The organism is Arthrobacter sp. 01T419 (assembly GCF_056398865.1).
Genome location: NZ_JBFTQF010000008.1, coordinates 106,277 through 131,456 on the forward strand (window position 1 = coordinate 106,277; position 25,180 = coordinate 131,456).

The 25,180-nt window shown below is 64.0% G+C and carries 22 protein-coding genes; 11 read left to right on the plus strand and 11 right to left on the minus strand.

Features of this window, described 5'->3' with window-relative positions:
- Positions 1-197: 197 nt before the first annotated feature.
- The 3 genes from AC1DLO_RS13605 to AC1DLO_RS13615 form a co-directional block, all read right to left on the minus strand.
- Complete coding sequence (locus AC1DLO_RS13605) at positions 198-1,634, minus strand: class II fumarate hydratase (RefSeq protein ID WP_476890296.1); 1,437 nt, start codon at positions 1,632-1,634, stop codon at positions 198-200.
- Between the two features lie 98 nt (positions 1,635-1,732).
- Positions 1,733-2,347, minus strand: a complete 615-nt coding sequence (locus AC1DLO_RS13610; protein WP_476890297.1) for a carbonic anhydrase — start codon at positions 2,345-2,347, stop codon at positions 1,733-1,735.
- Between the two features lie 9 nt (positions 2,348-2,356).
- Entirely contained in the window at positions 2,357-3,076 is a 720-nt protein-coding gene (locus AC1DLO_RS13615; RefSeq protein ID WP_476890298.1) for a DUF4245 domain-containing protein, read from the minus strand.
- A 204-nt stretch (positions 3,077-3,280) separates the two neighbouring features.
- Between AC1DLO_RS13615 and glpX the strand changes: the two genes are divergently transcribed.
- The gene (gene glpX, locus AC1DLO_RS13620; protein WP_184736742.1) at positions 3,281-4,300 is read left to right on the plus strand and encodes a class II fructose-bisphosphatase; all 1,020 of its coding nucleotides are present in this window, start codon (positions 3,281-3,283) and stop codon (positions 4,298-4,300) included.
- 143 nt (positions 4,301-4,443) lie between these two features.
- Positions 4,444-5,397, plus strand: a complete 954-nt coding sequence (locus tag AC1DLO_RS13625; RefSeq protein ID WP_476890299.1) for an endonuclease domain-containing protein — start codon at positions 4,444-4,446, stop codon at positions 5,395-5,397.
- Between the two features lie 63 nt (positions 5,398-5,460).
- On the opposite strand, the gene AC1DLO_RS13630 is transcribed toward AC1DLO_RS13625, so the two are convergent.
- The 5 genes from AC1DLO_RS13630 to AC1DLO_RS13650 form a co-directional block, all read right to left on the minus strand.
- Positions 5,461-6,396: a lipid II:glycine glycyltransferase FemX gene (locus AC1DLO_RS13630; RefSeq protein WP_476890300.1), complete on the minus strand. Its 936-nt coding sequence runs from the start codon at positions 6,394-6,396 to the stop codon at positions 5,461-5,463.
- A 3-nt stretch (positions 6,397-6,399) separates the two neighbouring features.
- Positions 6,400-7,650 carry a mannose-6-phosphate isomerase, class I gene (gene manA, locus AC1DLO_RS13635; RefSeq protein ID WP_476890301.1) on the minus strand — a complete coding sequence of 417 codons (1,251 nt, stop codon included), beginning with the start codon at positions 7,648-7,650 and terminating at the stop codon, positions 6,400-6,402.
- A 67-nt stretch (positions 7,651-7,717) separates the two neighbouring features.
- Entirely contained in the window at positions 7,718-9,298 is a 1,581-nt protein-coding gene (locus tag AC1DLO_RS13640) for an LCP family protein (protein WP_476890361.1), read from the minus strand.
- 96 nt (positions 9,299-9,394) lie between these two features.
- Positions 9,395-9,973 (minus strand): 5-(carboxyamino)imidazole ribonucleotide mutase, encoded by a 579-nt coding sequence (purE, locus tag AC1DLO_RS13645; protein ID WP_476890302.1) that lies wholly within the window; start codon positions 9,971-9,973, stop codon positions 9,395-9,397.
- The gene (locus AC1DLO_RS13650; RefSeq protein WP_476890303.1) at positions 9,970-11,157 is read right to left on the minus strand and encodes a 5-(carboxyamino)imidazole ribonucleotide synthase; all 1,188 of its coding nucleotides are present in this window, start codon (positions 11,155-11,157) and stop codon (positions 9,970-9,972) included. Before AC1DLO_RS13650 ends, purE begins: the two co-directional genes overlap by 4 nt.
- 186 nt (positions 11,158-11,343) lie before the next feature.
- Between AC1DLO_RS13650 and AC1DLO_RS13655 the strand changes: the two genes are divergently transcribed.
- Positions 11,344-11,919 carry a GtrA family protein gene (locus tag AC1DLO_RS13655; protein ID WP_184736388.1) on the plus strand — a complete coding sequence of 192 codons (576 nt, stop codon included), beginning with the start codon at positions 11,344-11,346 and terminating at the stop codon, positions 11,917-11,919.
- Here the strand turns inward: AC1DLO_RS13655 and AC1DLO_RS13660 are convergent.
- A complete protein-coding gene (locus tag AC1DLO_RS13660) occupies positions 11,906-12,604 on the minus strand; it encodes a TIGR03089 family protein (RefSeq protein WP_184736386.1) in 699 nt (232 codons plus the stop codon). The genes AC1DLO_RS13655 and AC1DLO_RS13660 overlap by 14 nt on opposite strands.
- Positions 12,605-12,968: 364 nt before the next feature.
- Between AC1DLO_RS13660 and AC1DLO_RS13665 the strand changes: the two genes are divergently transcribed.
- The 3 genes from AC1DLO_RS13665 to AC1DLO_RS13675 are packed head-to-tail and all read left to right on the plus strand — an operon-like array spanning position 12,969 to position 18,545.
- On the plus strand, positions 12,969-13,514 hold the full coding sequence (locus tag AC1DLO_RS13665) for a WhiB family transcriptional regulator (protein ID WP_476890304.1): 546 nt from the start codon (positions 12,969-12,971) through the stop codon (positions 13,512-13,514).
- A gap of 11 nt (positions 13,515-13,525) precedes the next feature.
- On the plus strand, positions 13,526-16,867 hold the full coding sequence (locus AC1DLO_RS13670; RefSeq protein WP_476914497.1) for a glycosyltransferase: 3,342 nt from the start codon (positions 13,526-13,528) through the stop codon (positions 16,865-16,867).
- Positions 16,860-18,545: a DUF5719 family protein gene (locus AC1DLO_RS13675; RefSeq protein WP_184736382.1), complete on the plus strand. Its 1,686-nt coding sequence runs from the start codon at positions 16,860-16,862 to the stop codon at positions 18,543-18,545. Before AC1DLO_RS13670 ends, AC1DLO_RS13675 begins: the two co-directional genes overlap by 8 nt.
- Before the next feature lie 23 nt (positions 18,546-18,568).
- Here the strand turns inward: AC1DLO_RS13675 and AC1DLO_RS13680 are convergent, their stop codons facing one another.
- Positions 18,569-19,087, minus strand: a complete 519-nt coding sequence (locus AC1DLO_RS13680; protein ID WP_184736380.1) for a metallopeptidase family protein — start codon at positions 19,085-19,087, stop codon at positions 18,569-18,571.
- A 97-nt stretch (positions 19,088-19,184) separates the two neighbouring features.
- Here AC1DLO_RS13680 and AC1DLO_RS13685 point away from each other — a divergent pair, with 97 nt between their 5' ends.
- The 5 genes from AC1DLO_RS13685 to AC1DLO_RS13705 all read left to right on the plus strand — a co-directional run bounded on the left by AC1DLO_RS13685 (position 19,185) and on the right by AC1DLO_RS13705 (position 24,275).
- Positions 19,185-19,559 carry a DUF3499 domain-containing protein gene (locus AC1DLO_RS13685; protein ID WP_184736378.1) on the plus strand — a complete coding sequence of 125 codons (375 nt, stop codon included), beginning with the start codon at positions 19,185-19,187 and terminating at the stop codon, positions 19,557-19,559.
- A gap of 156 nt (positions 19,560-19,715) precedes the next feature.
- The gene (locus AC1DLO_RS13690) at positions 19,716-19,940 is read left to right on the plus strand and encodes a Trm112 family protein (RefSeq protein WP_476890306.1); all 225 of its coding nucleotides are present in this window, start codon (positions 19,716-19,718) and stop codon (positions 19,938-19,940) included.
- Between the two features lie 42 nt (positions 19,941-19,982).
- Entirely contained in the window at positions 19,983-21,464 is a 1,482-nt protein-coding gene (gene ahcY, locus AC1DLO_RS13695; RefSeq protein WP_476890307.1) for an adenosylhomocysteinase, read from the plus strand.
- A 120-nt stretch (positions 21,465-21,584) separates the two neighbouring features.
- Positions 21,585-22,949, plus strand: a complete 1,365-nt coding sequence (locus AC1DLO_RS13700) for a L,D-transpeptidase (protein ID WP_476890308.1) — start codon at positions 21,585-21,587, stop codon at positions 22,947-22,949.
- 93 nt (positions 22,950-23,042) lie between these two features.
- Entirely contained in the window at positions 23,043-24,275 is a 1,233-nt protein-coding gene (locus AC1DLO_RS13705) for a L,D-transpeptidase (protein WP_476890309.1), read from the plus strand.
- A gap of 35 nt (positions 24,276-24,310) precedes the next feature.
- On the opposite strand, the gene AC1DLO_RS13710 is transcribed toward AC1DLO_RS13705, so the two are convergent.
- Entirely contained in the window at positions 24,311-25,111 is an 801-nt protein-coding gene (locus tag AC1DLO_RS13710) for an RDD family protein (protein WP_184736368.1), read from the minus strand.
- Positions 25,112-25,180 lie beyond the last annotated feature (69 nt).

A 25,180-nucleotide genomic window follows, 5' to 3' on the forward strand; every position in this document is an offset into this window, starting at 1 on the left:
GAAAGTGCAAGAAATGCTGATGTTGGCTGAGGACACGCAAACGGATTCTCGACACCAGAATTCCCTGTGTGTCAGCCTGTTGCGTGTCGCAGGCCCGTTTGCGCGTCGTACTGTTCCGGAAACGACGACGGCGGCCAGCACCTTCCGTGGGGAAGGTGCCGGCCGCCGTCGGGCGCTGCTGTTGAACTAAGTGGAGGCTAGGCCTTGTGGGCCGGGCGGGTCATGGTGGTGACGTCGAGGGCCTTGTCGAGCTGCTCTTCCGTCAGTTCGCCGCGCTCGAGGTAACCGAGGGAGACTACGGCCTCGCGGATGGTGAGGCCTTCGGCAACGGCTTTCTTGGCGATCTTTGCCGCTGCTTCGTAACCGATGAACTTGTTCAGCGGCGTCACGATGGACGGAGAAGCCTCGGCCAGGAAGCGGGCGCGCTCCACGTTGGCGGTGATGCCGTCGATCATCTTGTCGGCCATGACGCGGCTGGTGTTGGCCAGGAGCCGGATGGATTCCAGGAGGTTGGCGGCCATGACCGGGATGCCGACGTTGAGCTCGAAAGCGCCGTTGGTTCCGGACCAGGCGATGGCGGTGTCGTTGCCGATCACCTGGGCGCAGACCATGATCGAGGCTTCGCAGATGACGGGGTTGACCTTGCCCGGCATGATCGAAGAGCCAGGCTGCAGGTCCGGGATGGAGATTTCGCCGAGGCCGGTGTTGGGGCCGGAACCCATCCAGCGGAGGTCGTTGTTGATCTTCATGAAGGAGATCGCGATGTTGCGCAGCTGGCTGGAACCCTCGATGAGGCCGTCGCGGTTGGCCTGTGCTTCGAAGTGGTCGCGCGCCTCGGTCAGCGGCAGGCCAGTGTCCGCGGCAAGGAGTTCGATGACGCGCTCCGGGAAGCCTTCGGGGGTGTTGATGCCGGTGCCGACGGCGGTGCCGCCCAGGGGGACCTCGGCAACCCGGGGGAGTGCGGCGTTGATGCGCTCGATGCCGTAACGGACCTGCGCGGCATAGCCACCGAACTCCTGGCCCAAGGTCACCGGGGTGGCATCCATGAGGTGCGTACGGCCCGACTTGACGACGTCCTTGAACTCCGCAGCCTTGCGGTCCAGGGAAGCAGCCAGGTATTCGAGGGCCGGGATCAAATCGTTGATCAGGGCCGACGTTGCTGCGACGTGGACGGATGTCGGGAAGACGTCGTTGGAGGACTGGGAAGCGTTGACGTGGTCGTTCGGGTGGACAACTTTGTCGCTCCCGGCGGAGGCGAGGGCGCGCGTTGCCAGCTCTGCGATGACCTCGTTGGTGTTCATGTTGGAAGACGTGCCCGAGCCGGTCTGGAAGACGTCGATCGGGAAGTCGCCGTCGTACTTTCCGGCGGCAACCTCATCGGCAGCATTGGCAATGGCCTCGGCGAGCTCGCCGTCGAGCACTCCCAGTTCTGCGTTTGCCAGGGCGGCGGCTTTCTTGACGCGGGCCAGGGCCTCGATGTGTGCGCGCTCAAGCGTCTTGCCGGAGATCGGGAAGTTCTCCACGGCGCGCTGCGTCTGGGCGCGGTACAGTGCGTTCACGGGGACGCGAACTTCGCCCATCGTGTCATGTTCAATACGGAACTCGGCCGCGTTGGATTCTTGAGTGGAAGTCATGGGGCTAGCTTATGGCGAGCGGCCGCTTGACCGAAAACCGGCGGTGCAAAGCTACGGCCAGCGGTTGCCGTCCCTTCCGGGCGGTCCCGGACTTCGGTTTAGAGCTTGCCGATCCCGGAAACCAGCGCCGCACGGCCTTCGTCCAGTTTGTAGGAAAGCCCGACGACGGCGGCCCGGCCGTCGTCGATCGCGGCGGAAATCACACGGGAACTGTCCGCCAGACGGCGTGCTGTCTGCTTGACGTGCTCCACCACCATCTCGTTGACGTCCGTCTGCTCGTTGCGCATCGCGGTGAGGACGGACGGCGTGATGCGCTCCACCAGGGAACGGATGAAGCCAGCAGGCATCTCACCGGTCTCCACCGCGCTCTTGGTGGCTGTCACGGCGCCGCAGCTGTCGTGGCCAAGGATCACGATGAGCGGGACATGAAGTTCGGTGATGCTGTACTCGAGGGAACCGAGGACGGCGTCGTCGATCACCTGTCCGGCCGTGCGTACCACGAAGGCATCGCCCAGGCCGAGGTCGAAGATGATCTCCGCGGCCAGGCGGGAATCCGAGCAACCGAAGATCACGGCAAATGGATGTTGGTCCTCGACGAGGGAGTTCCGGCGGGAAGCGTCCTGGTTGGGGTGCAGGGACTCCCCGGCGACAAAGCGTTCGTTTCCTTCGCGCAGACGGCGCCATGCAAGAGCAGGAGTCAGGTAGGTAGCCACGGCGCTACTTTACGGCTTAGCGGTGGCAGGCTGCGAAACTGTGTCGCCCGGCTTCGTGCTCGCGTCCGGGGAAGCTGCCGGAGCCCGGTCCAATGCCTTCACCACGGCTGTGGCCAGGGTGGAGAACTCGTCCAGTCCTGCGGAACCGCTCAGGATGATCGTGGTGCCGCGGTAGTTCAGGACCATGCTGCGGTTGCCCTTGGCCGTGTCATGGAGCTCCCAGTCGTGGCCACCTGCGTTGCGTGTGCCGGTGACCGGAGCGCTGCCAGTTTGCTGGAAAATCCAGGTGGGATTGGCCTTGCGGGTCTGGACAATTCCGATGAACGCTTGCTTGGGAGTGAGGTAGCCGACCTCCCACGTGGGTACGCCGTCGCCGGTCCCGGATACCCAGCGGGCATAGTTTGGACTAAATGTGTCGCCGGTATCGGGTGCTACAGGTGTGAAACCCGCCACATCTTTGGCGTTGGCGGCGCTTGCGGCCACATTGACGTTGGGCCGGTAGCCGCTGCTCTTCGGTGCCGGGTTCATGAGCACGATCGGCAGGAATGCCACCACGCAGAGGAGCAACGCGATGAGCATGCCGATCACCGAGGCGTTGGCTCGTTTGGCTGCTTTCGCCGCGATGACGGGCTTGAACGCCGGTTGACCGGCGTCGTCGGTGCCAGCCGCGCCAGTGTCGCCATGATCCGAGGGGAAAGCGGCAGTTGCTTTGTCTTGCGTTTCACTCACGCTTCAATAGTCCCTTATCCAAGCGGCTAATACACATCGGGCGGTCAACGCAAGGGGCGTTCCGAGAGACGGTCATCCCATGACCGGGCTGCCCGGCCCCGACTATGATCTCTTGTAGAGGAATCATTCAGGCTGCCAAGCGTGGCCGTTCCTGGTCCCACGAATCGCATCATCGAAGAAGAGGTTCACGTGTCTCCAGCGCCAATGTCCCAGAAGTATTCCACGATTTCGCCGGCGCTCGCCGTCGGGACCGATGAGCCGGACCGCAACCTGGCACTCGAACTTGTCCGGGTTACCGAAGCTGCCGCCATTGCCGGCGGCCACTGGGTTGGGTTCGGCGACAAGAACAAGGCCGACGGCGCCGCCGTTGACGCCATGCGCTCCTTCCTCCACACCGTCCATTTCAACGGCGTCGTTGTCATTGGTGAGGGTGAAAAGGACGAAGCGCCCATGCTCTTCAACGGCGAGCACGTCGGCGACGGCACCGGACCGGAGTGCGACGTCGCCGTCGACCCCATCGATGGAACCCGCCTGACTGCCCTGGGGATCAACAACGCCCTCGCCGTACTGGCAGTGGCCGAACGCGGCACCATGTTCGATCCCTCCGCAGTGTTCTACATGGAGAAGCTGGTTACGGGTCCTGAGGCCGCTGACATGGTGGACCTGCGTCTGCCGGTGAAGCAGAACCTGCACCTGATCGCCAAGGCCAAGGGCGTCAAGGTCAACCAGCTCAACGTCATGATCCTGGACCGCGACCGTCACCGCCCGTTGGTGGAGGAAATCCGCGAAGCCGGCGCCCGGACCAAGTTCATCATGGACGGCGACGTCGCAGGCGCCATTGCCGCTGCACGTTCCGGCACCGGCGTCGACGCCCTGATGGGCATCGGCGGCACCCCTGAGGGCATCGTTGCCGCGTGTGCCATCAAGTCCCTCGGCGGTGTCATCCAAGGCCGCCTGTGGCCCACCAGCGACGACGAGAAGCAGAAAGCCATCGACGCCGGCCACGACCTCGAGCGAGTCCTCTCCACGAACGATCTTGTGACGAGCGATAACTGCTACTTCGCAGCCACCGGTATCACCGACGGCGACCTCCTCAAGGGCGTGCGCTACTCCAAGGACAAGGTCCTGACCCAGTCGATCGTGATGAGGTCCAAGTCCGGCACCATCCGTTTCGTCGAAGGCGAGCACCAGGCCAGCAAGTGGGAGGGCTACGCCCGCAAGTAGGACCCACCCTCCGCTTTGCGCGAACTGGCAGCAAATGCCCTCTAGATCGAATTTTGGAGGCATTTGCTGCCAGTTCGCGTTAACCCGTGAACCCGTCCTGTGGATAACTCAATTTAGGACTCGAAGCCGGGCAAGAATTGGGCATGTCCCGGACACCGATGCCCCCGCAGCTTCCAAACGGTTCCTTTCCGGCGTCGGCCGCCGAGACCCTCGGATTGAGCCAGAAGCAACTGCGCCGCGACGGCATTGTCACGTTGTCACGGGGACTGCGCTTGCCGCTGCACAGTACGGGGACGGTGGCGGAGCACTTGCTGGGCTACACCGAGCTCGACCCCGAATGCTGCCTGAGCCATGGCTCCGCGGCACGGATCCACTGCATCAGTTTGTCCGTAGCTCTTGAAGCTGACTGGCGGATCCACCTTGCCCGCTCGGGCGAGAAGTGGAAACCGCGGAGGCGCAATGTTGTTGGGCACCAACTGACGTTCAAACCGGGTGAGGTGATAGGGCTCGACGGCGTCCGGCTCACCTCGCTCGCGCGGACGTGGCTGGACTTGGCCCAAATGATGAGTATCGACGACATCGTCGCGGCGGGGGACTCGATCGTCGTCGAACATGGCGAAGACCATCCCAGGCCGCGCAAGGCGCTGGCAACCGTCGACGATTTGAAAGCCATGGTGGCAGCGCATCCAGGCATGCGTGGCGTCCGCAAGGCCAGGCTGGCCCTCGACCTGGTTCGAGTCGGGGCGGATTCACCCCAGGAAACGCAAATGCGCCTCATATTGCTGCATGCAGGCTTGCCTGAACCCATTCTGAACCACGTGATCTTCAACGAGTGGGGCGCTCCCGCTGTATGGCCCGATGCCGCCTACGTGAAGGAACGGATCGCCCTTCAATACGACGGACGGCATCACGCGGAAGTTGAGCAATACCAAAGGGACATCAAGCGCCAGGCGTTGACGGAACGGCTGGGTTGGCGCGAAGTCAGGGTCCAGCACGAAGATCTGCTCGGGCCCCGGCCGGAAGTAGTGGACAAGGTTCGACGGGCTCTGTTTACCGGCCGCGATTTGGCAGCAAATGCCCGCAAAATCGGATTTTGAGGGCATCTGCTGCCAGTTCGCGCATGGGTGAGTTGGGGGGAAGGTTGGCGCGCAGAAAGAGAGTTAGCGGAGCTTTTCGCGCAGCTTCCGGGCGAGTTGGTATGCGCCGTAACGGAATTTGTTGACGGGTAGGTCCCACGTGCCGGGGTAGGCGATTTCGCGGCCGCCGAAGGACTTCTTGAAGGCCGTGAATCCTGCCCATTTGTGATCGGGTTCGTCGTCCGGGGCCACGCCCCACAGGTCGACGTGCTTGAGTCCTTTGTCCTTGGCATCGGCCATGAGCGTCACGAGCAGCGGGATGCCGGCGCTGAGCTTGCGGTGGGTGTCGTCGAGCGCCGCATGGGCGTAGGTACGCGTGTCGGCTGAGTCGTACGCCAGGGCGGCGGCAATGGGCTCGCCTTCGAGTTCGGCGATGAACAGGGTGCCGGCACCGGCAGGCATGAGCGAGCGGGCCACCGAGCTCAGGTAGTCGTCGCTTTGGGGCTTGAACCCGTTGCGTGCCGCGGTCATGTGCAGGAAGTTGAGCAGCACCGAGATCTCTTCGGGATCCTGCGAAGAACGGAAGGTGACACCCTTCTTGTGGATGTTCCGGTAGAGGTTCCGGTTGGTGGGTTTCATGCCCGCAAGGACGTCCTTGAAATCGCCGTCCAAGTCCACAATCCAGCTCAGTTCCGGCTGCTGGTTGGACGGTGCGGGCTGTAGCCCGCGTGCCCGCAGTATTGCACCGGCGTCGGCGGCTTCGAACCCGGCGGTGACCGGTTCCATCCGGACAAACACGGCCCGGCTGCGGCGGGCGATGTCCACGAGCGCCGCCACAGCCGCGTCGAAGGCCTCCACCGAATCGGCCACGGGTCCGTACGGCGTGTAGATCACCTTGCCGGCGGGGTTCTTCTCCTCCACGGCGAGGAAACGCCACCCCGGTCCGGACTCCTCGTGGACGGTACGGCCGAGGGAACGCTGGAAAGACGCCCAGGCGGGCGTCTGCAGGAAGTACTCCACCTTTTAGTTCCCCAAGCCCGTCGTGACGGCGAAGGCAACGCTGGTTCCCGTTGCCCCGGCGACCGGGTGCACCATGACGGGCTCTTCGGATGCCGGGATGAACGCGCTTCCGCCCCGCGTCACAGCGAGTTCGCTCTTGGGGGAGTCGAGTACGACGGAACCGGAGACGACTACGACGACGGCGGGACCGGCTTGCGCCATCGGCACCGGTTCCGCTCCGGGAGCCAACTCGATGCGCTGGAGTTGGAATTCCCGGAACGGCGGCACATAGAGATCCTGGCCAAATCCGGAGGTCCGAGGCTCGATGCGCGGTACGCCCAGGGAAGCGAACTCGATGGTCTTCAGGAGTTCGGGAACGTCTATGTGCTTGGGCGTGAGGCCGCCGCGGAGCACATTGTCCGAGGCCGCCATCACTTCCACGCCGAGGCCCTTCAGATAGGCGTGGACGTTTCCGCCCGGCAAATACACGGATTCGCCCGGTGACAGGAAGACAAGATTCAGTAGCAAGGAAATCAGGACCCCGGGATCGCCCGGGAATTCACTGTTGATGCCCACCAAAGTAGAAAGCTCGGCCGTGTGCTGACCCATCGGCGCGCCGGACTTCAAGACGGAGACCGCCTGCTCGGTGGCCGCGGAGACGGCGTCCCCGCCGGTAATCAGCCGGGTGAACGCAGCCTTGAGGGCCGCGGACTCATCGGAACCGGACAGGTCGGCGATGACCCCTGTGACGACCGCCGGAACGTCGACGGCGGCCAGGTCCAGGAGGGTCGCGAGGTGCTCGAAGACGCGCTGCGAATCGGCGGCGGGACGGAAACCGCAGAGGGCCTCGAACGGGGTCAGCGCGAAGATCATCTCGGGCTTGTGGTTGTCGTCCCGATAGTTGCGCTCGGGTGCGTCCGCAGCCACGCCGGCGGCGTTTTCCTTCGCGAAGCCTTCCCGGGCTTGCTGCAGGCCTGGGTGGACTTGCAGGGACAGTGGCTTGTCTGCCGCAAGAAGCTTGGTGAGGAACGGCAAGCGGGGACCAAATTCGGCCACGCTGGATTCGCCCAGGAAATGGGCGGGATCCCCGCTGATCAGGGCGTCCAACGCAACGGAGGATCCATCGGGGCGCGTGGCCATTGATGGCGAGTCCGGGTGCGCTCCGATCCACAACTCGGCCTCGGGGCCACCCGAGGCGGGCCTTCCCAGCAGAGTGGAGATCGCCGTCGTCGATCCCCAAGCATACGGTCGCAGGACGTTCTCAAGCTGGTACACGGCAGGGGATCCTTGTCATTACGGAGCGGTTCGTTCGGGCAAGTCGGTCATTCGGGCGCTTGCCAGCCTACAACGGTCTGCATTGCCCGTTGCTGGCCAGAAGCTGATCCAGCATGGCGTAGTTCTGAGCATCATAGAGGGAATCGAGATACTCCGCCGTGATTGGCTGGCCGTCTGGGCGGGTAGTGACGGGCATGAAATCCGCGGGGGAAGGCTGTGCCTCCGCCGGGACCCCGGGAGCCTGCTGGCCGCCCGCTTGAAGCCCGACGCCGGTTGCCGGCCGGGTGCCCAGCACCGTATCCGCCGCTTTCGGGGAGGCCTGGGGCTTGAGTAATTGCTGCACGCGATCGTGGATCACGTTGAAGTCAGGCGTGGTGGAAAACGTCGCGTCGAAATCAGGCGGACCGATAGTCAAGCGGGAGACGGGTTGGCTCTTGGACTTGATGGCAAGATCCACGAAGCTGCCCAGCTGCGCAGAGGAAATGTTCGATTCGACAACTTTGGTGCCGGCATTCGCGATGCCCTCGAATTTCGACAGCAGCGTGCCCGGGTCCAATTGCTTGAGCATGGCCTGCTGTACGCATTGCTGACGCTGGATGCGTGCGTAGTCGTCCACGTTCTCACGGGATCGGCTGTACCACTGGGCCTGGAATCCGTTGAGCTTCTGTTCCCCGGCCGGGATCCATCCCTGCGGCTTCACATGCCTCGTGTCGCTTCCTGGCAAGAGGTTTCCACTGATGGGCACCCAGCCGCCGGCCTTGACGCGGATGCCGCCCATGGCATCGATCAGTTTCGAGAAGCCGTCCATGTCTACCAGCACATAAGCCTGGACTTTGATGCCCAGCGTGCCCGAGACGGCTTCCAAGGTGGCTTGGGCTCCGGGATCCGCGACGCCTGGATAGAGGTCCTTGTGGTTGTTGGTGACATCGGTGTTGATGGCATTGATGAGGCATTCGTCGCCGCAGTTGTAGCCGTCAGGGTACACAGCCCGCATAGGCGAATCAGCGCTGAACTGGGCATTCTGGAGGTTACGGGGGATCGAGATGATGGAACTCGATCCGGTGATGGCATCGACGCTGATGACCGAAAGGCTGTCCGGCCGGCGGCCCGTGCGGTCATCGCCACCATCGCCGCCGAACATGAGGAAGTTGTAGCGGCCGTCAACGGGGTCGATCGCAGGACCATTGGCGAAAATGTCTCCGATCGCGTTGCGGCCGACGTTCAAGGCATAGGCCAGGTACCCGAGGGTTCCACTGCTGGCGATCAAGGACACGAGCAAGGCGACTCCCACGATGGGCCGCATTCCGGGCGCCAGCAGCACGGGCCGGATGATCCTGAGCGTGTTGATGAACAGCAGGGCCCAGCCTATGGCCAGGGCTACCAGGACCAGGATCAAGGCGAAGGACGCCACGGGATGCGTCGCGATATTCAGCAACAGGGGCCGGTTGAATATCGCGAGGAGGAGTGCCGCGATCCCCAGGGCCCAGGCCGTGAAGGTGAAGCGCAGGGCCGTCCGGCCAAGCTTGCGGTTGCCTGCCACCAATTGGGCGCTGCCGGGTACAAACAGGGTCAGGAGGAGCAGTACGAAGGCGCGTTTGGTACGGAGCGTCGCACTGGCTCCCGCCGGGAACCGCAAGGGGTCCGTCAGGTTCGTGCTGGGCTGGTTCGTCCTGGGCTGGTTCTGACCGGGCTGGTTCTGACCGGGCTGGCTGTTGGACTGGTTGCTAGACACGGAAACGCCCTCTTAGCGGCTGCTCCGGGCGGAGACGTTGGCCTTGGAGAACACTTCGGCCACCTTGTCGCGGAGCCTGGCCCCTTTTTCCGTGGCGGTGTTGTTGAGTTCCTGGGCGAATTCGAGCAGATCGGGCCGAAGCCTGCCGGCCAGCTCATCGGTTCCGGAGGCAAGAATGCGCACGGCCAGGAGGCCGGCATTGCGGGCGCCGCCGATCGAAACGGTTGCCACGGGTACGCCCGCTGGCATCTGCACGATGGACAGGAGGGAGTCCATGCCATCCAGGGTCTTCAGGGGGACCGGGACGCCGATGACGGGCAGTGGGGTGACGGAGGCGAGCATGCCCGGCAAATGGGCAGCGCCGCCTGCTCCGGCGATGATGACGCGGATACCGCGTTCATGTGCGCTCTGCCCGTAGCGGATCATTTCCGTTGGCATGCGGTGGGCGGAGACCACGTCTGCTTCGAAAGGTATGCCGAATTCGGCCAGGGCGTCCGCCGCGGCTTCCATGACGGGCCAATCGGAGTCGGAGCCCATGACCAGGCCAACGATCGGGGCGGGGTTCCCGGCACCCATGTTTTCTGCACTCATGCGGTCTCCTCGGTGGTGGTCTCTGCCGGCATGCGGCCGTCACGGATGATGTCGGCCACAACAGTCGCGCGATGCCGGATGGAATCGACGTCTGCGGTGGAGTTCCCGACGAGGTTCACGTGGCCGATCTTACGGCCGGCACGAACGGATTTCCCGTAGCAGTGGACCTTCGCAGCGGGCTCGTAGGCGAGGGCCTTCGGGTAGGCGCTGAAGAGATCCTGGTTGGCGCCACCCAGGAAGTTCTTCATGACCACCACCGCGCCCAAGGCATCAGTGGCGCCGAGGGGGAGGTTGAGGACTGCCCGCAAGTGCTGCTCAAACTGGCTGGTGACGGAGCCGTCCTGCGTCCAGTGGCCGGTGTTGTGCGGACGCATTGCGAGCTCGTTGACCAGGAACCCAACCCCGACTCCGGGAGTCTCGAAGAGCTCCGCCGCCATGACTCCCGTGACGCCGAGTTCATTGGCGATCCGGAGCGCTGCCTCTTCGGCGGCCGCGGCGACCTCCACGGGAATGTCCTGGGCCGGCGCAATGACTTCGTCGCAGACGCCATCCACCTGGACGGTGTGGACAACCGGCCAGGCACGGGATTCGCCGTCGGGGGTTCTTGCCACGAGCGCAGATAGTTCGCGGCTGAACTCAACCTTCGCCTCGGCCAGCAGCGGGCTCATGGCCTCGAACCAGTCCATGGTGGTCCGGGCGTCGTCGGCAGAGTCAACGATTCGAACGCCCTTGCCGTCATAGCCGCCGCGGGGGGTCTTCAAGACGATCGGCCAGCCGGTCTGCTCACCGAAAGCAACAAGGTCTTCTACGCTGTGGACGGCAGCCCACTCCGGGTTGGGCAGCCCCAGGCGATCGATCGCCGCACGCATCACCAGTTTGTCCTGGGCGTGCACGAGGGCATCCGGGCCCGGCTGGACATTGACCCCGGCCTCGATCAGGGCGCGAAGATGTTCCGTGGGGACGTGCTCGTGGTCGAACGTCATGACGTCCAATCCCTTGGAGAACTCGAGCAAGGCCGAGAGGTCCTTGTAGTCGCCAACGGGAGCCGTTGCCACGGCCTGGACCGCGGAAACGTCCTCACCTTCAGCAAGGACACGGAGCTCAAAGCCAAGAGCAGTTGCGGCCGGAGCCATCATTCGTGCGAGCTGACCGCCGCCCACCACGCCAATTACAGGAAAAGTCACAAGGTTCAGCCTACCGAACCAGCGGCCCGTTCCTAGATTCTGCTGGCCGCACCCGCACAGCCGGGCCGCCGAGAGGGTTCCCGTGCGGGGGCTTTTCTGCGGAACCGTTCGGCAAGCTCCAAGAAATCGGCGCTAAAATGGAGGCTTCGGCCCATCGGCCCCCTAGAACAACGGCCATGGAGGGTCATGATCAACACACTTGCAGATCGCATCCGCGGGCTTGCCTCGCTCTTTTGGCGCGAAGTAGCCAAGTTCGGCGCTGTCGGCGGTGTTGCGTTCGTCATAGATTCAGCTGTGTACATCTGGCTGTTCTCCGGCCCCATGCACGGCAGCGAGGTCTGGGCCAAGGCTATCGCAACGGTCGTGGCCAGCGTGTTTTCCTGGGTTGCCAACAGGTTCTGGACCTTCCGTCACCGCAAGCAAGCCAACGTGGTCCGTGAGGCTGTGCTGTTCGCCGTGATGAACATCGTCGGGCTGTTGATCGCCTCGGGCTGTGTGTGGGTCGCCAAGTACCTGCTGGGTCTGAATGACAAGCCATCGCTCTTCATCGCGGGCAGCGTGGTCGGACTGATTCTCGGAACGATTTTCCGGTTCTTTGCCTACCGGTTCTGGGTCTTCAACGAAGAGCTCGACGAAGAGCCGGCCTTCTCGCATGACCACGAGCTCATCGAGGCCCACCACAGGGCCAAGGCGAAGGCCATCCACGCCACTAGCGCCGACGCTGGCTCCGATGAAGGCGAAGAAGCGGTCAAGCGCCGCTGACGCGCTCGTTGTCCAGCAAATGCTGGGTGATTTCCACATCGGGGTGAACCAGCACCACTGAGCCGTCTTCCTTCCACGCGCCTAGCGCGTCCGCCAAGGCTGATTCCAAGCCATCGGCCGCACGGACCAGCAGTCGAACGCCGGTCTCGTGTTCTTTGGCAAAACCGTCCAGCAATTCGTCGTGCGAGTGTCCGGCCTGAGGGCGGCGCAGAGCAGGGAGCCCGGCGTCCGGTTCGGCGTGGGCCATGAAGACGTCACCGTGGGAGCGGACTTCTGCTGCGTAGTCGACGACGCCGGCCGGGAGTTCTCCGGGCCAGCGCATCGCGAGTGCCGCCAGCGGCACCGCGACCACGGCATCAAAGTCCGCGCCAGCACCGACGTCGGGAGCGTCTGTGACGAGGAGATCGGCGCTGCCGCCGTCGAGCACCAATTCCATGCCCAATTGCCAGCCGGCCAGCGCCCACACAAGGGACTTCCAATGGGCCGGCAAGTCCAAGCGCAAGGTCATGCCCGGCTCAGCGTCGAACTCGTCCTGGAGCAGGTTGCTGGTCTTTGCAACCCAATTGTCCAGAACCCGGCCTGAAAGCTCCACCCGCTCTGCGTCTGGTCCGTACCAAGTCAGGCGGGGTGATGTAGCGTGCCCGGAACGCAGGGCTGCCATCAGATTCATCGCAGGGGTGCTCATGGCTACATCTTGCCACGGGGCGCTCGGGCAGGCGCCAGGGTATGTGAATTGCGCCACACCGGGCCGCTTGGCGTCGAGTGCACTGACGATCCGGGAGTCTCATGATTTCCCTGAAATTCAGCGAAAATACATATTAACTGATTCGGCGCATCCGCTTTTCGACAACGCGCGCGGGTGGTTCGAAAAAATCCCGGGCGTGGCGCGGCAGTAGTTAGTGCGGAAAGTTGATTATTATCCCGGCGCGGCTTGACGGCTTGGTAGTTACACGCGTGTAATTAGATATCGAACGCCGCTGCGGGAGTATCGGGTACATAACCGAGTACCGAATGAGCACGGCAGCAGCTGCAACATCAGGAGGGACGCCATGGGGCAAGCGTTGCGTATCCAGGAAGATGCAGTCGTCGCGGAATACGCGTCGGTGAAGTACCGCTCGCGGGAAGTTCCGGGGGATTGGTATATTGACCCGGCAGACCCGCAGGCGGCGGACCGCTATATAGAGACCACTCGTGAGTCGCTGGAAGATCAGGCAACAGCCCTTCTTGCTGCACACGAGGCTCTCGTGGGGGACGCGCCGGTAGATCCGGAGGACGATCTGGACGATCCTCCCATGGAGCTGCGCCGTCCGTTCGACAACCCGGCCCAGCCGGTGTGGATCGGGTTTCCGAGCCAAGGGGACTTCGACGACGAAGGCGAACTCGGTTGGCAGACGGACGCCCTGTGCGCCCAGACGGACCCTGAGGCGTTCTTCCCCGAAAAGGGTGGCTCCACGCGGGATGCCAAGAAGGTTTGCGGAGCGTGCAACGTACGTTCGCAGTGCCTCGAATACGCACTCGCCAATGATGAACGTTTTGGTATCTGGGGCGGGCTCTCTGAGCGTGAACGCCGCAGGCTGAGGAAGCGAGCGGTCTGATTCTCAAGGCAGTGCACGTTACCGCCGTCGTCGTCTCGCATGACGGTGGTAACTATCTCCCCAGAACCCTGGCGGCTCTGCTGGACCAGACGCGTCCGGCGGATGCCGCCATTGGCATTGATACGGGTTCCCGTGACAAGTCCGCAGCGTTGCTGCGGCGGGCCCTCGGCGAGGGCAATGTCACCAACACGGGTGAATCCAAAGTGGGCTTCGGCGCGGCTGTCATGGCTGGCCTGGCCCGTTCGGCTCCTTCCAAGGAACCGGGAACCGCGGAATGGATCTGGTTGTTGCACGACGACGCCGCCCCCGCCCCTGAGGCACTCGCTGAGCTGCTTCAGGCAGTCGAGCGCGCTCCCTCGGTGACGGTGGCGGGTTGCAAGCAGCTTGCCTGGGACACCGAACGCAGGCTTATCGACGCCGGCCTGTCCACGAGCCGGTGGGCCGAGCGGCTCACGCTCATCGAGGCCGACGAACTCGACCAGGGCCAGTACGACGGACGGACCGACACTTTCGCCGTGAATTCCGCGGGCATGCTGATCCGGCGCGACGCGTGGGAGGAATTGGGTGGCTTTGACCTTGCGCTCCCGGGTGTGGGAGACGACGTCGATTTTTGCTGGCGTAACTGGCTTGCGGGCAACAGGGTAGTGGTGGTCCCGGCGGCACGTATGTTCCACGTCGAGCACCGGCCCCACAGCCTGGCGACACCCGCGGCTGCCCGCAAGAGCCAGGTCCACTTGAGGCTCACCCATGCCTCGCCGTGGAAGGTTCCATTGCACGCGATCGGCGCCCTGCTCGGAAGCCTGTTGCGGCTAGTCTTGAGCATTCTTGTCAAGGAACCGGGCTACGGAATATCCCAGCTTGGTGCCACGCTTGCGGCCCTCGGCCGTCCCAGGGCGATTTGGCGCGCCAGGAGGAATGCTGCCCGGACACGGCGGGTGCGGCGTTCCGTGATCAAGGGCCTGCAGACTCCGCGGCGCGAGGTTTGGGCGCACCGCCGCTCCCTCGTGGAAGCGATTGGCGCAGACGACTTCCGGGAGGCCCCGGATTCCCTTGCACCGGAACCGAGCGGCGATGCCGGCGATGATTTCGCGGCCCTTGCCACGAATGAGCGAGGCTGGGTCGGCTCAGGTGCCGTAGCTGCCGGGTTCGTTGCCCTGGTTGCTTCCTTCGTAGGTCTGTTGGGACTCGTGGGCGCGGGTGGGGTGACCGGCGGCGGACTTCTGCCGGTGGCCGCGGCCGCGGACATCTGGCGGTCAGCCTCCAGCTGGTGGATCAGCTTGGGCGTTGGACTGCCCGGTCACGGTGATCCCTTCGCCTACGTACTGTGGCTCTTGTCGATGCTCGGAGCAGGGGACTCCAATGCCTCCATCGTATGGCTGTTGTTCCTGGCCATGCCCTTGTCCGGACTGGGTGCCTGGTTTGCCGCCGGCGCAATGACTACGCTGCGCCGTTACCGTTTCATCGCTGCACTGCTCTGGGCCGGTGCCCCCGTTCTTCAAGTCGCTTTGAACCAGGGAAGGCTCGGAGCCCTCCTGGCCCACATGGTGATTCCTTTGCTGGTCCTGGCACTCTTGCGGGCTACTGGATCGGCGCTTGGTCGCGACGGGACTACGTTGAACCAGAACCGGCTTCAGGATCAACTCCGGCTGTCCAGCGCCACCACGGCCAAGCCGTTGCCGGGGAAACCGGGCATCAACGGCACGCCGTCCTGGACGGCTGCTGCTGCGGCCGGACTTGCTCTGGCGGTAGTGACGGCCTCTGCGCCGTCCCTGCTACCCCCCATCGCGGTCCTCGTTGTCTTTTGCGGTATCGCTCTGGGGCGGCGCGGGCGGACCGTCTGGTGGTCGTTGCTTCCAAGCGCCGCGCTGTTTGCGCCGTATGTGCTCTCGGTCCTCGAGCGGCCACGTGCCATGCTGGCCGATCCGGGCGTCCCGCTCGGTTTCGAAGCCGCGCCGTTGTGGCAGCAGTTGCTGGGCCAGCCCCTGAAATTCGACGTCGATGGCGGATTGGCCGGCTTGGCGCTGTTTGGCCCGTCGGGCGCGCCGTGGGCGCTACTGCTTGCCGTGCTGGTTGGCGCACCGGTCCTCCTGCTGTCGATCGCAGCCCTCTTCGTGCCCGGACGGCGCTCACGCGTCACGCGTTTCCTTTGGGCGGGGGCCCTCCTGCTCTTGGCCTGGGCCTGGCTCGCCGGGCACGTGGCGACAGCCGCCAACGGCAACATGCTCGTAGCACCCTTCACGGGACCGGCAGTTTCCGCTGCCTGGTTCGCCCTGCTGGGAGCCGCGCTGATTGGAGCCGAAAACCTCCTCCAGCTCACGGCCAAGGCGGAAGACGGCAGGCTGGCCAGGCGCGCTGCAGTGCGGGTCCTGTCTGCTCTGACAACCGTTCTCCTGGTTGCCGGACCCTTGGCCAGCATGGGCGTTTGGGCAACTCAGAACATGATGAGCAATGCGGATACCGCGCCGTCGGCCAGCGGTGCCCTCGGTGCCACGCGCCTGGTCCAGCCGACAGGGCAGAACACGCTTCCGGCCACCGCCGTCGACCACGGCCAAGGGCCTGAGCAGACCCGCACTCTGGTTATCACGGCGGGTGAGAACGGTGGCTACACGTCATCCCTGATGCGTGGGGCCGGGACCACGCTGGACTCGCTCTCCACCGTGGCCGCCGCCAGTTCCATCATGGGCTCAGCTGGCCAAGAACGCCTCGCGGCCGATGACGACGCGACCGCGTCCATCCGGAACGCGGTAGCTACTATTGTCGCGGGAACGGGCGTGGACCCGCGGCCCAGCCTTGAGCAGCTCGGTGCTGGATTCGTTGTCCTGAAGTCAGTCGATACCGCTGCACAGCTGACCGCCAACCGGATAGATTCCGTTCCTGGCCTGGTCGCTGTGGGAAAGACCGACTCGGGGTGGCTGTGGCGTGTCACGCCGCTGAACCGGGCTGCTGCGGCGGACGCCGAAACGGCGCACCGGGTCAGGGTGGTGGATGCCAAGGGAGCCGTTGTTGCCCTCTTGCCTTCCCTCGGGACGTCTGCCGAGGGTGACATCCCGGCAGGCGGGGATGGCCGCTTGGTGGTGCTCGCTGAGCGGGCGGATTCCGGCTGGAGCGCTTGGCTGGATGGCCGCCGGCTGAGCCCGACCACCTCAGGATGGGCCCAAGCATTCGCCTTGCCGCCTGCAGGGGGCAAGGTCGAGATCCGTTACACCACGGTTTGGGAGCCTTGGCTCGGCGTTCTGCAGGCCGTAGTGATTGGTTTGACCATCTTGCTAGCCATTCCCATGCCTGCCCGCAGGCCGAAGGCCGGCCTCCTGAAGGAACAAAAAACTCTCCGTAAGGAATACAGCAGTGTCTGACAACCAAGAACCTACGTCAGGGACGCCCGCCCGGCTGGGTAGCGCGGAGCCGGGAAGTGGCGGGACAAGGGAACGCGGCCAGCGCAAAGCCGGGAACAAGAACCGCAAAAAGAACAATGCCGTCGTGTTCGGAGTGCTTTCGGCCGCAATGCTTCTTGCGGCAGGGGCGGGCATAGTCTCGGCGGCATCAATAGTGCCGGCACCGGCAGGGAACAAGACCTTGGACATGTCCCTGGCCGATGTCCCAGCAGGCAAGGCGACCCCTGTGTGTCCCGCGCCTCCCCGCCTCCCTGAGGGAACCGCCGCGGGCACCGACACCCAGTTCAGCCCCGTTTCGCGTTCGGCCAAGAGCTTCTTGGATGCAGTAGTGCTCAGCGATGCTGCCGGATCTGTTCCCGGAAGCAGCCTCGCCTCCCTGGGTGGCGCCGCTATTGCCGAAATCGCCAAGGCCCCTGCCGCCGCCCAGACTCCTGTACCGGGGCCTCCCATCCTCAAGGCGGGCGTCGTGGCCCAGCGGCCGGCGAATGACGTAACTGTGGTGGGAGCGGATCCCATCGGCGGCCAAAAGGCCGCTGTGGCAGGACTGATGAGCTACACCGCCAGCGACGGCGATCTCCGCGGGCTTGCGGCGGCACCCTGCCAGCAACCTGGCAACGATGCTTGGCTCCTCGGTGCCAGCACGGCACTGGGACGAACGGCGGTTTTGAATATCAGCAATGCTTCGGGGACCCCGGCTACGGTCAATCTTGACCTATACGGTGCCCGTGGCCAGATCCAAGCATCGGATAGCCGCGGCTTGCTGGTTTCGCCAGGAACCACCAGGTCTATCAATTTAGCCGGCCTGGCCCCGAACGAAGGCCAGCTATCGGTGCACCTGCGCAGCAGCGGCGGGCCCGTTGCGTCAAGCATTCAGCAGAGCATTCTCCGTGGCCTGACGGCCGGTGGTGTCGAGCTGATGACACCCGGTGCTGCGGCCGCCGACTCCCAAGTCATGACCGGGGTGGATATCCAGGACCCGGCCGCCGTGAAGTCGCTCGCCGCCAAGGCAGGTTTTTCCGACGCCGTTCCAGCGCTGCAGATTACCGTCCCGGGGCCTGCGGATGCGGTACTCGATGTTCGGTTGTTCGGGCCGAACGGGCAGCGCGCGTTTCCCGGAGGGGGAGCGGTGACTGCCAAGGCTGGTTCGGTGACCCAAGTGCCGCTCACGGGCGTGCCCGCTGGCATGTACACAGTCAGCGCCACCTCGGACGTTCCTTTCGCCGCGTCCACTCGCGTCACACGAGGACTCAAGGCTGAGGATCCGGTCGACTTCGCCTGGTCTCCCGCCGCGGTCCGTTTGGGCAGCCAGCACGTGATGGCGGTGCCCCAAGGCGGCACGCGCTTCCTCAGCTTCGGCGTGCCGGCAGGGCGCGCCACCGTCAGCTATGCGCCGGTCACGTCGGACGGCAAGGTGCACAAGACGGAAACGGTGGAGATCGCCGGGGGAACTACCTCAGTCATCGGGGTACCAGAGAAATCCGACGGCGCCACGATCACCGGCTACATCGTGTCAGCAGCAGGGGACGCGGCCTACGGCGCACTCGTGCTTGGTCAGGCCGATCAATCCGGGGTCTCGGTCCTAACCATCCAAGATGGCACGGCGGGCCACGAAAAAGTACAGGTCACCCTGGGTTACTGAGCACCGGCCTGCTGGGTGGCAGCTTACTGATAACGACGGCGATAGACAGGGTCCAGGGTCTCCGGCGGTACGCCGAGCATCTCGGCCGTGTATTCGACGACGACGTCGTGCACCAGGTCTTGGAGGTCCTCGCGGCCACCGGTCGTGTGCTCGACGACGCGGCGATAGATGGTGATGACTGGTCCCGCGCCGTGGGCTGCCGGGGTATATGAGCCCAACGGTGCCGCCGTACCTTGGGCTACCAGCTCCTCCAGGTTTGGCGGGATCTCGTCCACGGCGAAAGAGACGCCGTCGAGCCGTTTGCCCCACATGTCCTGCAGCCGTTCGGCGGAATCCAGCACGAGGTCGTCAAACTTTTCCCCACGCGTCCTGTATCCGGGAACGTTGGGAAGCATGATTTCACCGCGCAACCCCCGCCCGTGGCGGTTTCTGCGGCGCTGCCTGAAGCCGCGTACGGACGTGCCCGCCGTCGTCGTTTCCTGGCTGTCCTCGGTATCAGACAAATGGACTGTGAAGCCCGGAACGTGGTGCTGTGACTGCATATATCGACTTTAGACCCGTGCTTACGCCAACGCGACATAATGCCCGCTAAGAGGCAATGCACCGCGCCGCGGCGAAGTGGGGCTAATCTGGGATGTTGTGGGTGCAATTCGCCAGTGTTCCAGATCAGCTTGCCGCCAATCCGCGGTGGCCACTTTGACGTACGTCTACGCCGAATCGACGGCAGTGCTGGGTCCTTTGGCTACGTATGCCGAGCCCCATTCCTACGACCTGTGCGCGCAGCATGCAGAATCGCTGACCGTACCGAGGGGCTGGGAAGTCATGCGACTCGCCATGCCGTCCTCGCCGCCCCAGCCCGGACCGGACGACCTCCTTGCACTGGCCAATGCCGTGCGTGAAGCGGCCTCGGCACCGGCACCGGAACAGCGCACGGTCCGCGCCCCCTTTGATGGACCACCGCCTGCCGAGGGAACAACTAGGCGTCATCTTCGCATCCTGCGCGATCCTTCCTGAACTGCCTTGGACGCAGCGCGAACCGCGCGGCGTCTGACTCAGTGTGTCGTTACCCCCTTTGTGACAAGGTTCCGTGGGTCAGCGGGTTGTACGCTGGAAGCTGCATATCAGTCCAAAGCGGCGCCTGTGATGGTGCCATCCAGGGAGCTTCAAACCATGCCAAAGGTCAGTCCTGAATTGTTGTCCATCCTGCGTTGCCCCGTCACCGGGTCCCCGCTGGAGCAGGACGGCGAGGAGCTTGTCTCGACGGCGGCGGCCGCCTCGGGTGAAAAGATCCGCTATGCCATCCAGGATGGGATCCCCCTGTTGCTGCCTCCGGAGCTGCTGGCGGCCGCCAACGCCGCTGCCTCGGACCAGCACGACGGTGCCCGCCGCGCCTGAGCCCCTCCTGACTTCAACCATTCGGTACTTTTAAGGACTTCCATGACTTTCGACTACAAGGTTGCCGACATTTCCCTGGCAGAAGCCGGGCGCCACCAGATCCGCTTGGCCGAGCACGAAATGCCGGGCCTCATGTCGCTGCGCGCCGAGTTCGGTCCGAGCCAGCCGCTCAAGGGAGCACGCATCGCGGGCTCCCTGCACATGACCGTGCAGACCGCTGTGCTCATCGAGACGCTGACAGCCCTGGGCGCCGAGGTCCGCTGGGCCTCCTGCAACATCTTCTCCACGCAGGACGAGGCCGCAGCCGCCGTCGTGGTCGGCAAGGGGACCGTCACAGATCCCCAAGGCGTTCCCGTCTTCGCTTGGAAAGGCGAGACCCTTGAGGAATACTGGTGGACCGCCGAACAGATCCTCAGCTGGCCCGGCGCGGACGCCAACCCGGAGTCGGGCCCCAACATGATCCTCGACGACGGCGGCGACGCCACGTTGCTGGTCCACAAGGGCGTCGAGTTCGAAGCCGCAGGTGCGGTGCCGACCGCTACGGAAAGCGATCCTGAAGAGTACGCACTTATCCTGGACGTGCTGCGCAAGAGCCTTGCCGCCGACCCCAAGAAGTGGACCCGCATTGCTGCCGGCATCCGTGGCGTGAGCGAGGAAACCACCACGGGCGTGCACCGCCTCTACCAGCTCGCAGAGCAGGGCAAGCTCCTCTTCCCGGCGATCAACGTCAACGACTCCGTGACGAAGAGCAAATTCGACAACAAGTACGGCATCCGCCACTCTTTGCCGGACGGCATCAACCGTGCCACGGATGTCCTTATGGGCGGCAAGGTCGCCGTGGTCTGCGGTTATGGCGACGTCGGCAAGGGCGCTGCTGAAGCACTCCGTGGCCAAGGTTCACGCGTCATTGTGACCGAGATCGACCCCATCTGCGCACTCCAGGCAGCCATGGACGGCTACCAGGTAGCCAAGCTGGATTCGGTCCTGGAACAGGGCGATATCTTCATCACGACCACAGGCAACAAGGACGTCATCATGGCCTCCGACATGCTCCGGATGAAGAACAAGGCGATCGTGGGCAACATTGGCCACTTCGACAACGAGATCGACATGGCCGGTCTGGCAAAGCTCGCGGGTGTCCAGAAGGTCGAAATCAAGCCGCAGGTGCATGAGTGGGTCTTCCCGGCAGCTGATGGCCGCGACGAGCGCTCGATCATCGTACTTTCCGAAGGCCGGCTGCTGAACCTGGGCAACGCGACCGGCCATCCCTCGTTCGTCATGAGCAACTCCTTCGCCAACCAGACGATCGCCCAGATCGAGCTGTGGACCAAGAAGGACCAGCCCAAGGCCGAGCGTGAATATTCGAACCAGGTTTACGTGCTGCCGAAGATCCTCGACGAGAAGGTCGCTCGCCTCCATTTGGACGCGTTGGGTGTGGAATTGACCGAACTCAGCAAGGAACAGGCCGAATACCTGGATCTTGATGTTGCCGGGCCGTACAAGCCCGAACACTACCGGTACTGAGAGCTCCGGCTGGGAGCGCGCAGACCAGCGAGTTCCCAGCCAATATCAAGCCACGCCCCTTAGAATGCGGCTGTGGGGCGTGACTTTTTTGGGGGGCGTGAGTTTTTGGAGAAATCAAACATGGGTCTTAATCCTGACAGCGGGCACGCTGACGCCCCTGATCACCGGGACACCACTGAGCGCTGGGACGCCACTGAGCGCTGGGACGCCTTCGAGCACGCGGACGCCGCAGAACACACGGACCCTGGCACTGTCCATGCGCACACGAAGCGAAGCAGGTTCCGGAAGGTGGCCTGGATTGTGGTTGTGTGCCTTATTGCTGCGCTCAGCGGGACCTTTGCTGCCGTGGCGCCGCATGCGGCCAATGCGGCGATCGAGTCCGAAGGATCATCCGGGGAACGCAGCGAGGCGGGTGCAGTGCTGCCCGTCGTGAAGCCCCCCACCGTGGTTGTCTCACCTGCGAGTGGGGCCAAACAGGTGAATCCCGCAGCGCCCGTCACCATCACCGTCAAGGACGGAACCCTGGAAAGGGTCTCCTTGACGAGTACCAAAGGAAAGACCATCGAAGGCGCGTTGACCCCGAACGGTCTCAGCTGGACCGCCACTACGCCCCTCGAATTCAACACCTCCTACACTTTCAACTACACCGTGGCGGACACTGCGGGCCGCGCTACGTCAAAAACCGAGTCCTTCACGACGGTTTCCACGCAGAACGAGGCTGACGCCGCCATGTACCCCTTGGATGGGTCCAAAGTAGGCGTCGCGCAGCCGCTCCAGATCACGTTCAGCGAACCCGTGGTCAACAAGGCCGCCGTCGAGCAGGCCATCAAGGTCACGTCCACGTCGGGCCAAGTCGGAGCCTTCCACTGGTTCAGCGACACCATGGTGCGCTACCGCCCGGAGAACTTCTGGGCAGCGAACAGCACCGTGACAGTGAACCTCAAGCTGTTCGGTGTGGACTTTGGGAACGGCCAGATCGGCAACTTCAACAAGACGAACACCTTCAAGATCGGAGACAAGAAGGTCGCCATAGCTGACGCGGTCGCCCACACCTTCACGGTTAGCGTCAACGATCAGCAGGTTGGCCAGTGGCCGGACACCATGGGCGACACAAGGTTCCCTTCCGCACGGGGGTACCTGGTGCTCATGGAAAAGTACCGGGTGGAGCACATGGATGCCTCCACCATCGGTCTCAAACCTGGGGACCCTGCCTACTACGGGCAGCTTGACGTCAACTACGCCACGCGCCTGACGCCCAGCGGGGAGTTCATCCACCAAGCCACGGACACAGCCATGCCGTACATCGGCGTCACTAACCTTTCCCATGGTTGCATCGGCTTGGGTCCGGACGGGGCCAAATGGGTGTTCGACAACATGGGCACCGGTGACGTCGTCCAGGTCGTCAACACCGAGGGAGATTACGCCAACTACGATGACGGCTTTGGCGATTGGAACATCCCTTGGGCGCAGTACGCCAAACGATAGGCCAGCACTGATCAGTACGCACCACTCCTCCCGCTAGAATTGACGGGTCAGTCTTGGGGACTGGCCTTCTGCTGGGGGATGTGGAGTTGCACTATGGTGCGTCAAAGGAAGCGCAAGGCCGGGAAAATTCTCGGAGTCATCGGGATTTGTGCTGGCGTTGCGGCCGGAGGTTTCGGTGCGGCCACCGTGCCTACGTGGCCGGGCACTGTCGTGGAGTCCGAATCGGGATCACCGCAGCGCACGGACGCCGGGCTGGCGTCCGCCATCGTCAAGGCGGTGGAACTGGGCATCACTCCACTTGATGGCGCCCGCGAAGTGAATCCCGCCGTCGGGCCTTCCGTCAAGGCCGTCCACGGCACGCTTAAGGACGTTGAACTGGTACCGGTCAGAGGCGGCACGGCCGTCGGGGGCACCATCAGCGCCGATGGCAGCACCTGGTCGACGCTGGAGCCCTTGGCGTTCAACACCGAGTACCGTTACGGCTTCACCGTTGTTGACGGCGCGGGCCGGGAGACCCGGAAAACACAGACCTTCACCACGGTGTCCACACCCAATGAAGCCGACGCCGCCGTGTTCCCCCAAGATGGATCCACCATGGGTTCGGGGCAGCCCATCGAAATCAACTTCAGCGAGCCGGTAGCGGACAAGGCCGCCATGGAGAAGGCTGTGAAGATCAGCGTTTCCTCAGGCCAGGAAGTGGCCTGGCGATGGTATTCGGACCGGAAAGTGCGCATCCGCCCGGAGAATTTCTGGGCAGCCAACACGAGCGTCACCGTTGACTTGCCTCTGTTCGGCAAGGATTTCGGCAACGGCATGATCGGCAACTCCAACGTCAAGGCCACTTTCAAGACCGGTCCGCAGCGGATAGCGGTAGTGGACGACGCCACCAAAACCATGAAGGTGTTTATCGACGGTGCACTCGTCAAAACGGCTCCCGTCACCCTCGGCAGCCCGGACTGGCTCTCGCCCACCGGGTACGCCGTCATCATGGAGCAAGAACGGCACTCCAAGTTCAACGCAGGCAGCATCGGGCTCAAACCCGGCGACAAAGGCTACTACGCGCCGCTCGTCGTGGAGCACGCCAACCGGCTCACAAACTCAGGGGTCTATGTACACCAGGCCCTTCCGTCAGCCTACGGAGCCGTTGGCGCGTATAACGTCTCGCATGGTTGCGTCGGCCTGCTCCCGGTTGACGCCGCCTGGTTCTTCAACAACATGCGGACCGGGGACGTGGTACAGGTCCTCAATACCGGTGCCCCCGCGGTGGAGCCCCTTGAAGGCTTTGGGGACTGGAATGTTGCCTGGTCCAGCTACGCGAGGCGCTGAGCGGCCTAGCAAGCGCGCGACGCCGGTTGCTCGCCTTAGCGCGTGAACGGGAGCCTGTTGAGCCGGGCGCCGACCATCGTGCTGCGTTGCTCTGCGCGACGCAACCGTTCCAGGTCCCGGTTTCGCCGTTCGCACAACACTGCGTGCAAATAGTCTTCCGGCGTGGTTCCGGGAGGCGGTGGCGGGGCGACCTGGGTTGCCAGTTCGGTGGCGAGGGCCGCAGCCAGCCTGGAGCGTGATTCCGGAGCCATCCGGGACGCCTGCTGGATGAATTGTGAAGCGCGCCGCGCCGTGCCGTCCGGCACCCTGCCGATATCCGCGATTGCCACCCAAGCCTGCAGGTGTGGCGGGGCGTAGGGGAGGATCTTGCGTTCAGCGGGAACGCGCTGCCTGAGGGAATAGCTTCCCGCCACGACGTCTCCGAGCCTCTTTGACTTGTCGTTGAATAGGGCCACCGCGATGGCCAGTCCGCCGAACGTCGCGTAGATTTCCAGGAAACCGATCAACCCGCGGATTACCGCGTGCCGGAAGCGGATGGATCCGCCGTCGTCGCGCACGATCCTGAGCCCGGTAGCCAGCTTGCCCAGCGAGCGGCCACGGCTCAGCGTTTCCACCGCAATGGGGACGACCACAAGGCACAACACCACGCTGGACAGGACCATAGCGCGGCCGGCGGCTTCGTCCACGTCAGGTGCCACGAAGCTGAGCAGAAACAGCAAACCGAGCAGCAGCAGGACGTGCGCCACGACGTCGAGCATGAGCCCTAGGGCCCTCGCTCCGAACGATGCCGGCCGCAACTCAAGGACCACGGCCTCACCGGTAATGATCGAACTCAAGCCGTCCCCCAAAACTGCCACGTACCCCGACGATCTGGGCGGGACCGGTCGGATCCCGCTGGGTCGAGT

Excerpts from the sequence above, each read along its gene's own strand:
- AC1DLO_RS13625 (WP_476890299.1), top strand. The coding sequence starts at position 4,444 with ATGTCCCGGACACCGATGCCCCCGCAGCTTCCAAACGGTTCCTTTCCG.
- AC1DLO_RS13700 (WP_476890308.1), top strand. The coding sequence starts at position 21,585 with ATGGGTCTTAATCCTGACAGCGGGCACGCTGACGCCCCTGATCACCGG.
- AC1DLO_RS13655 (WP_184736388.1), top strand. The coding sequence starts at position 11,344 with ATGATCAACACACTTGCAGATCGCATCCGCGGGCTTGCCTCGCTCTTT.
- AC1DLO_RS13690 (WP_476890306.1), top strand. The coding sequence starts at position 19,716 with ATGCCAAAGGTCAGTCCTGAATTGTTGTCCATCCTGCGTTGCCCCGTC.
- glpX (WP_184736742.1), top strand. The coding sequence starts at position 3,281 with ATGTCCCAGAAGTATTCCACGATTTCGCCGGCGCTCGCCGTCGGGACC.
- AC1DLO_RS13605 (WP_476890296.1), bottom strand. The coding sequence starts at position 1,634 with ATGACTTCCACTCAAGAATCCAACGCGGCCGAGTTCCGTATTGAACAT.
- AC1DLO_RS13665 (WP_476890304.1), top strand. The coding sequence starts at position 12,969 with ATGGGGCAAGCGTTGCGTATCCAGGAAGATGCAGTCGTCGCGGAATAC.
- AC1DLO_RS13705 (WP_476890309.1), top strand. The coding sequence starts at position 23,043 with ATGGTGCGTCAAAGGAAGCGCAAGGCCGGGAAAATTCTCGGAGTCATC.
- purE (WP_476890302.1), bottom strand. The coding sequence starts at position 9,973 with ATGAGTGCAGAAAACATGGGTGCCGGGAACCCCGCCCCGATCGTTGGC.
- AC1DLO_RS13660 (WP_184736386.1), bottom strand. The coding sequence starts at position 12,604 with ATGAGCACCCCTGCGATGAATCTGATGGCAGCCCTGCGTTCCGGGCAC.
- ahcY (WP_476890307.1), top strand. The coding sequence starts at position 19,983 with ATGACTTTCGACTACAAGGTTGCCGACATTTCCCTGGCAGAAGCCGGG.
- AC1DLO_RS13680 (WP_184736380.1), bottom strand. The coding sequence starts at position 19,087 with ATGCAGTCACAGCACCACGTTCCGGGCTTCACAGTCCATTTGTCTGAT.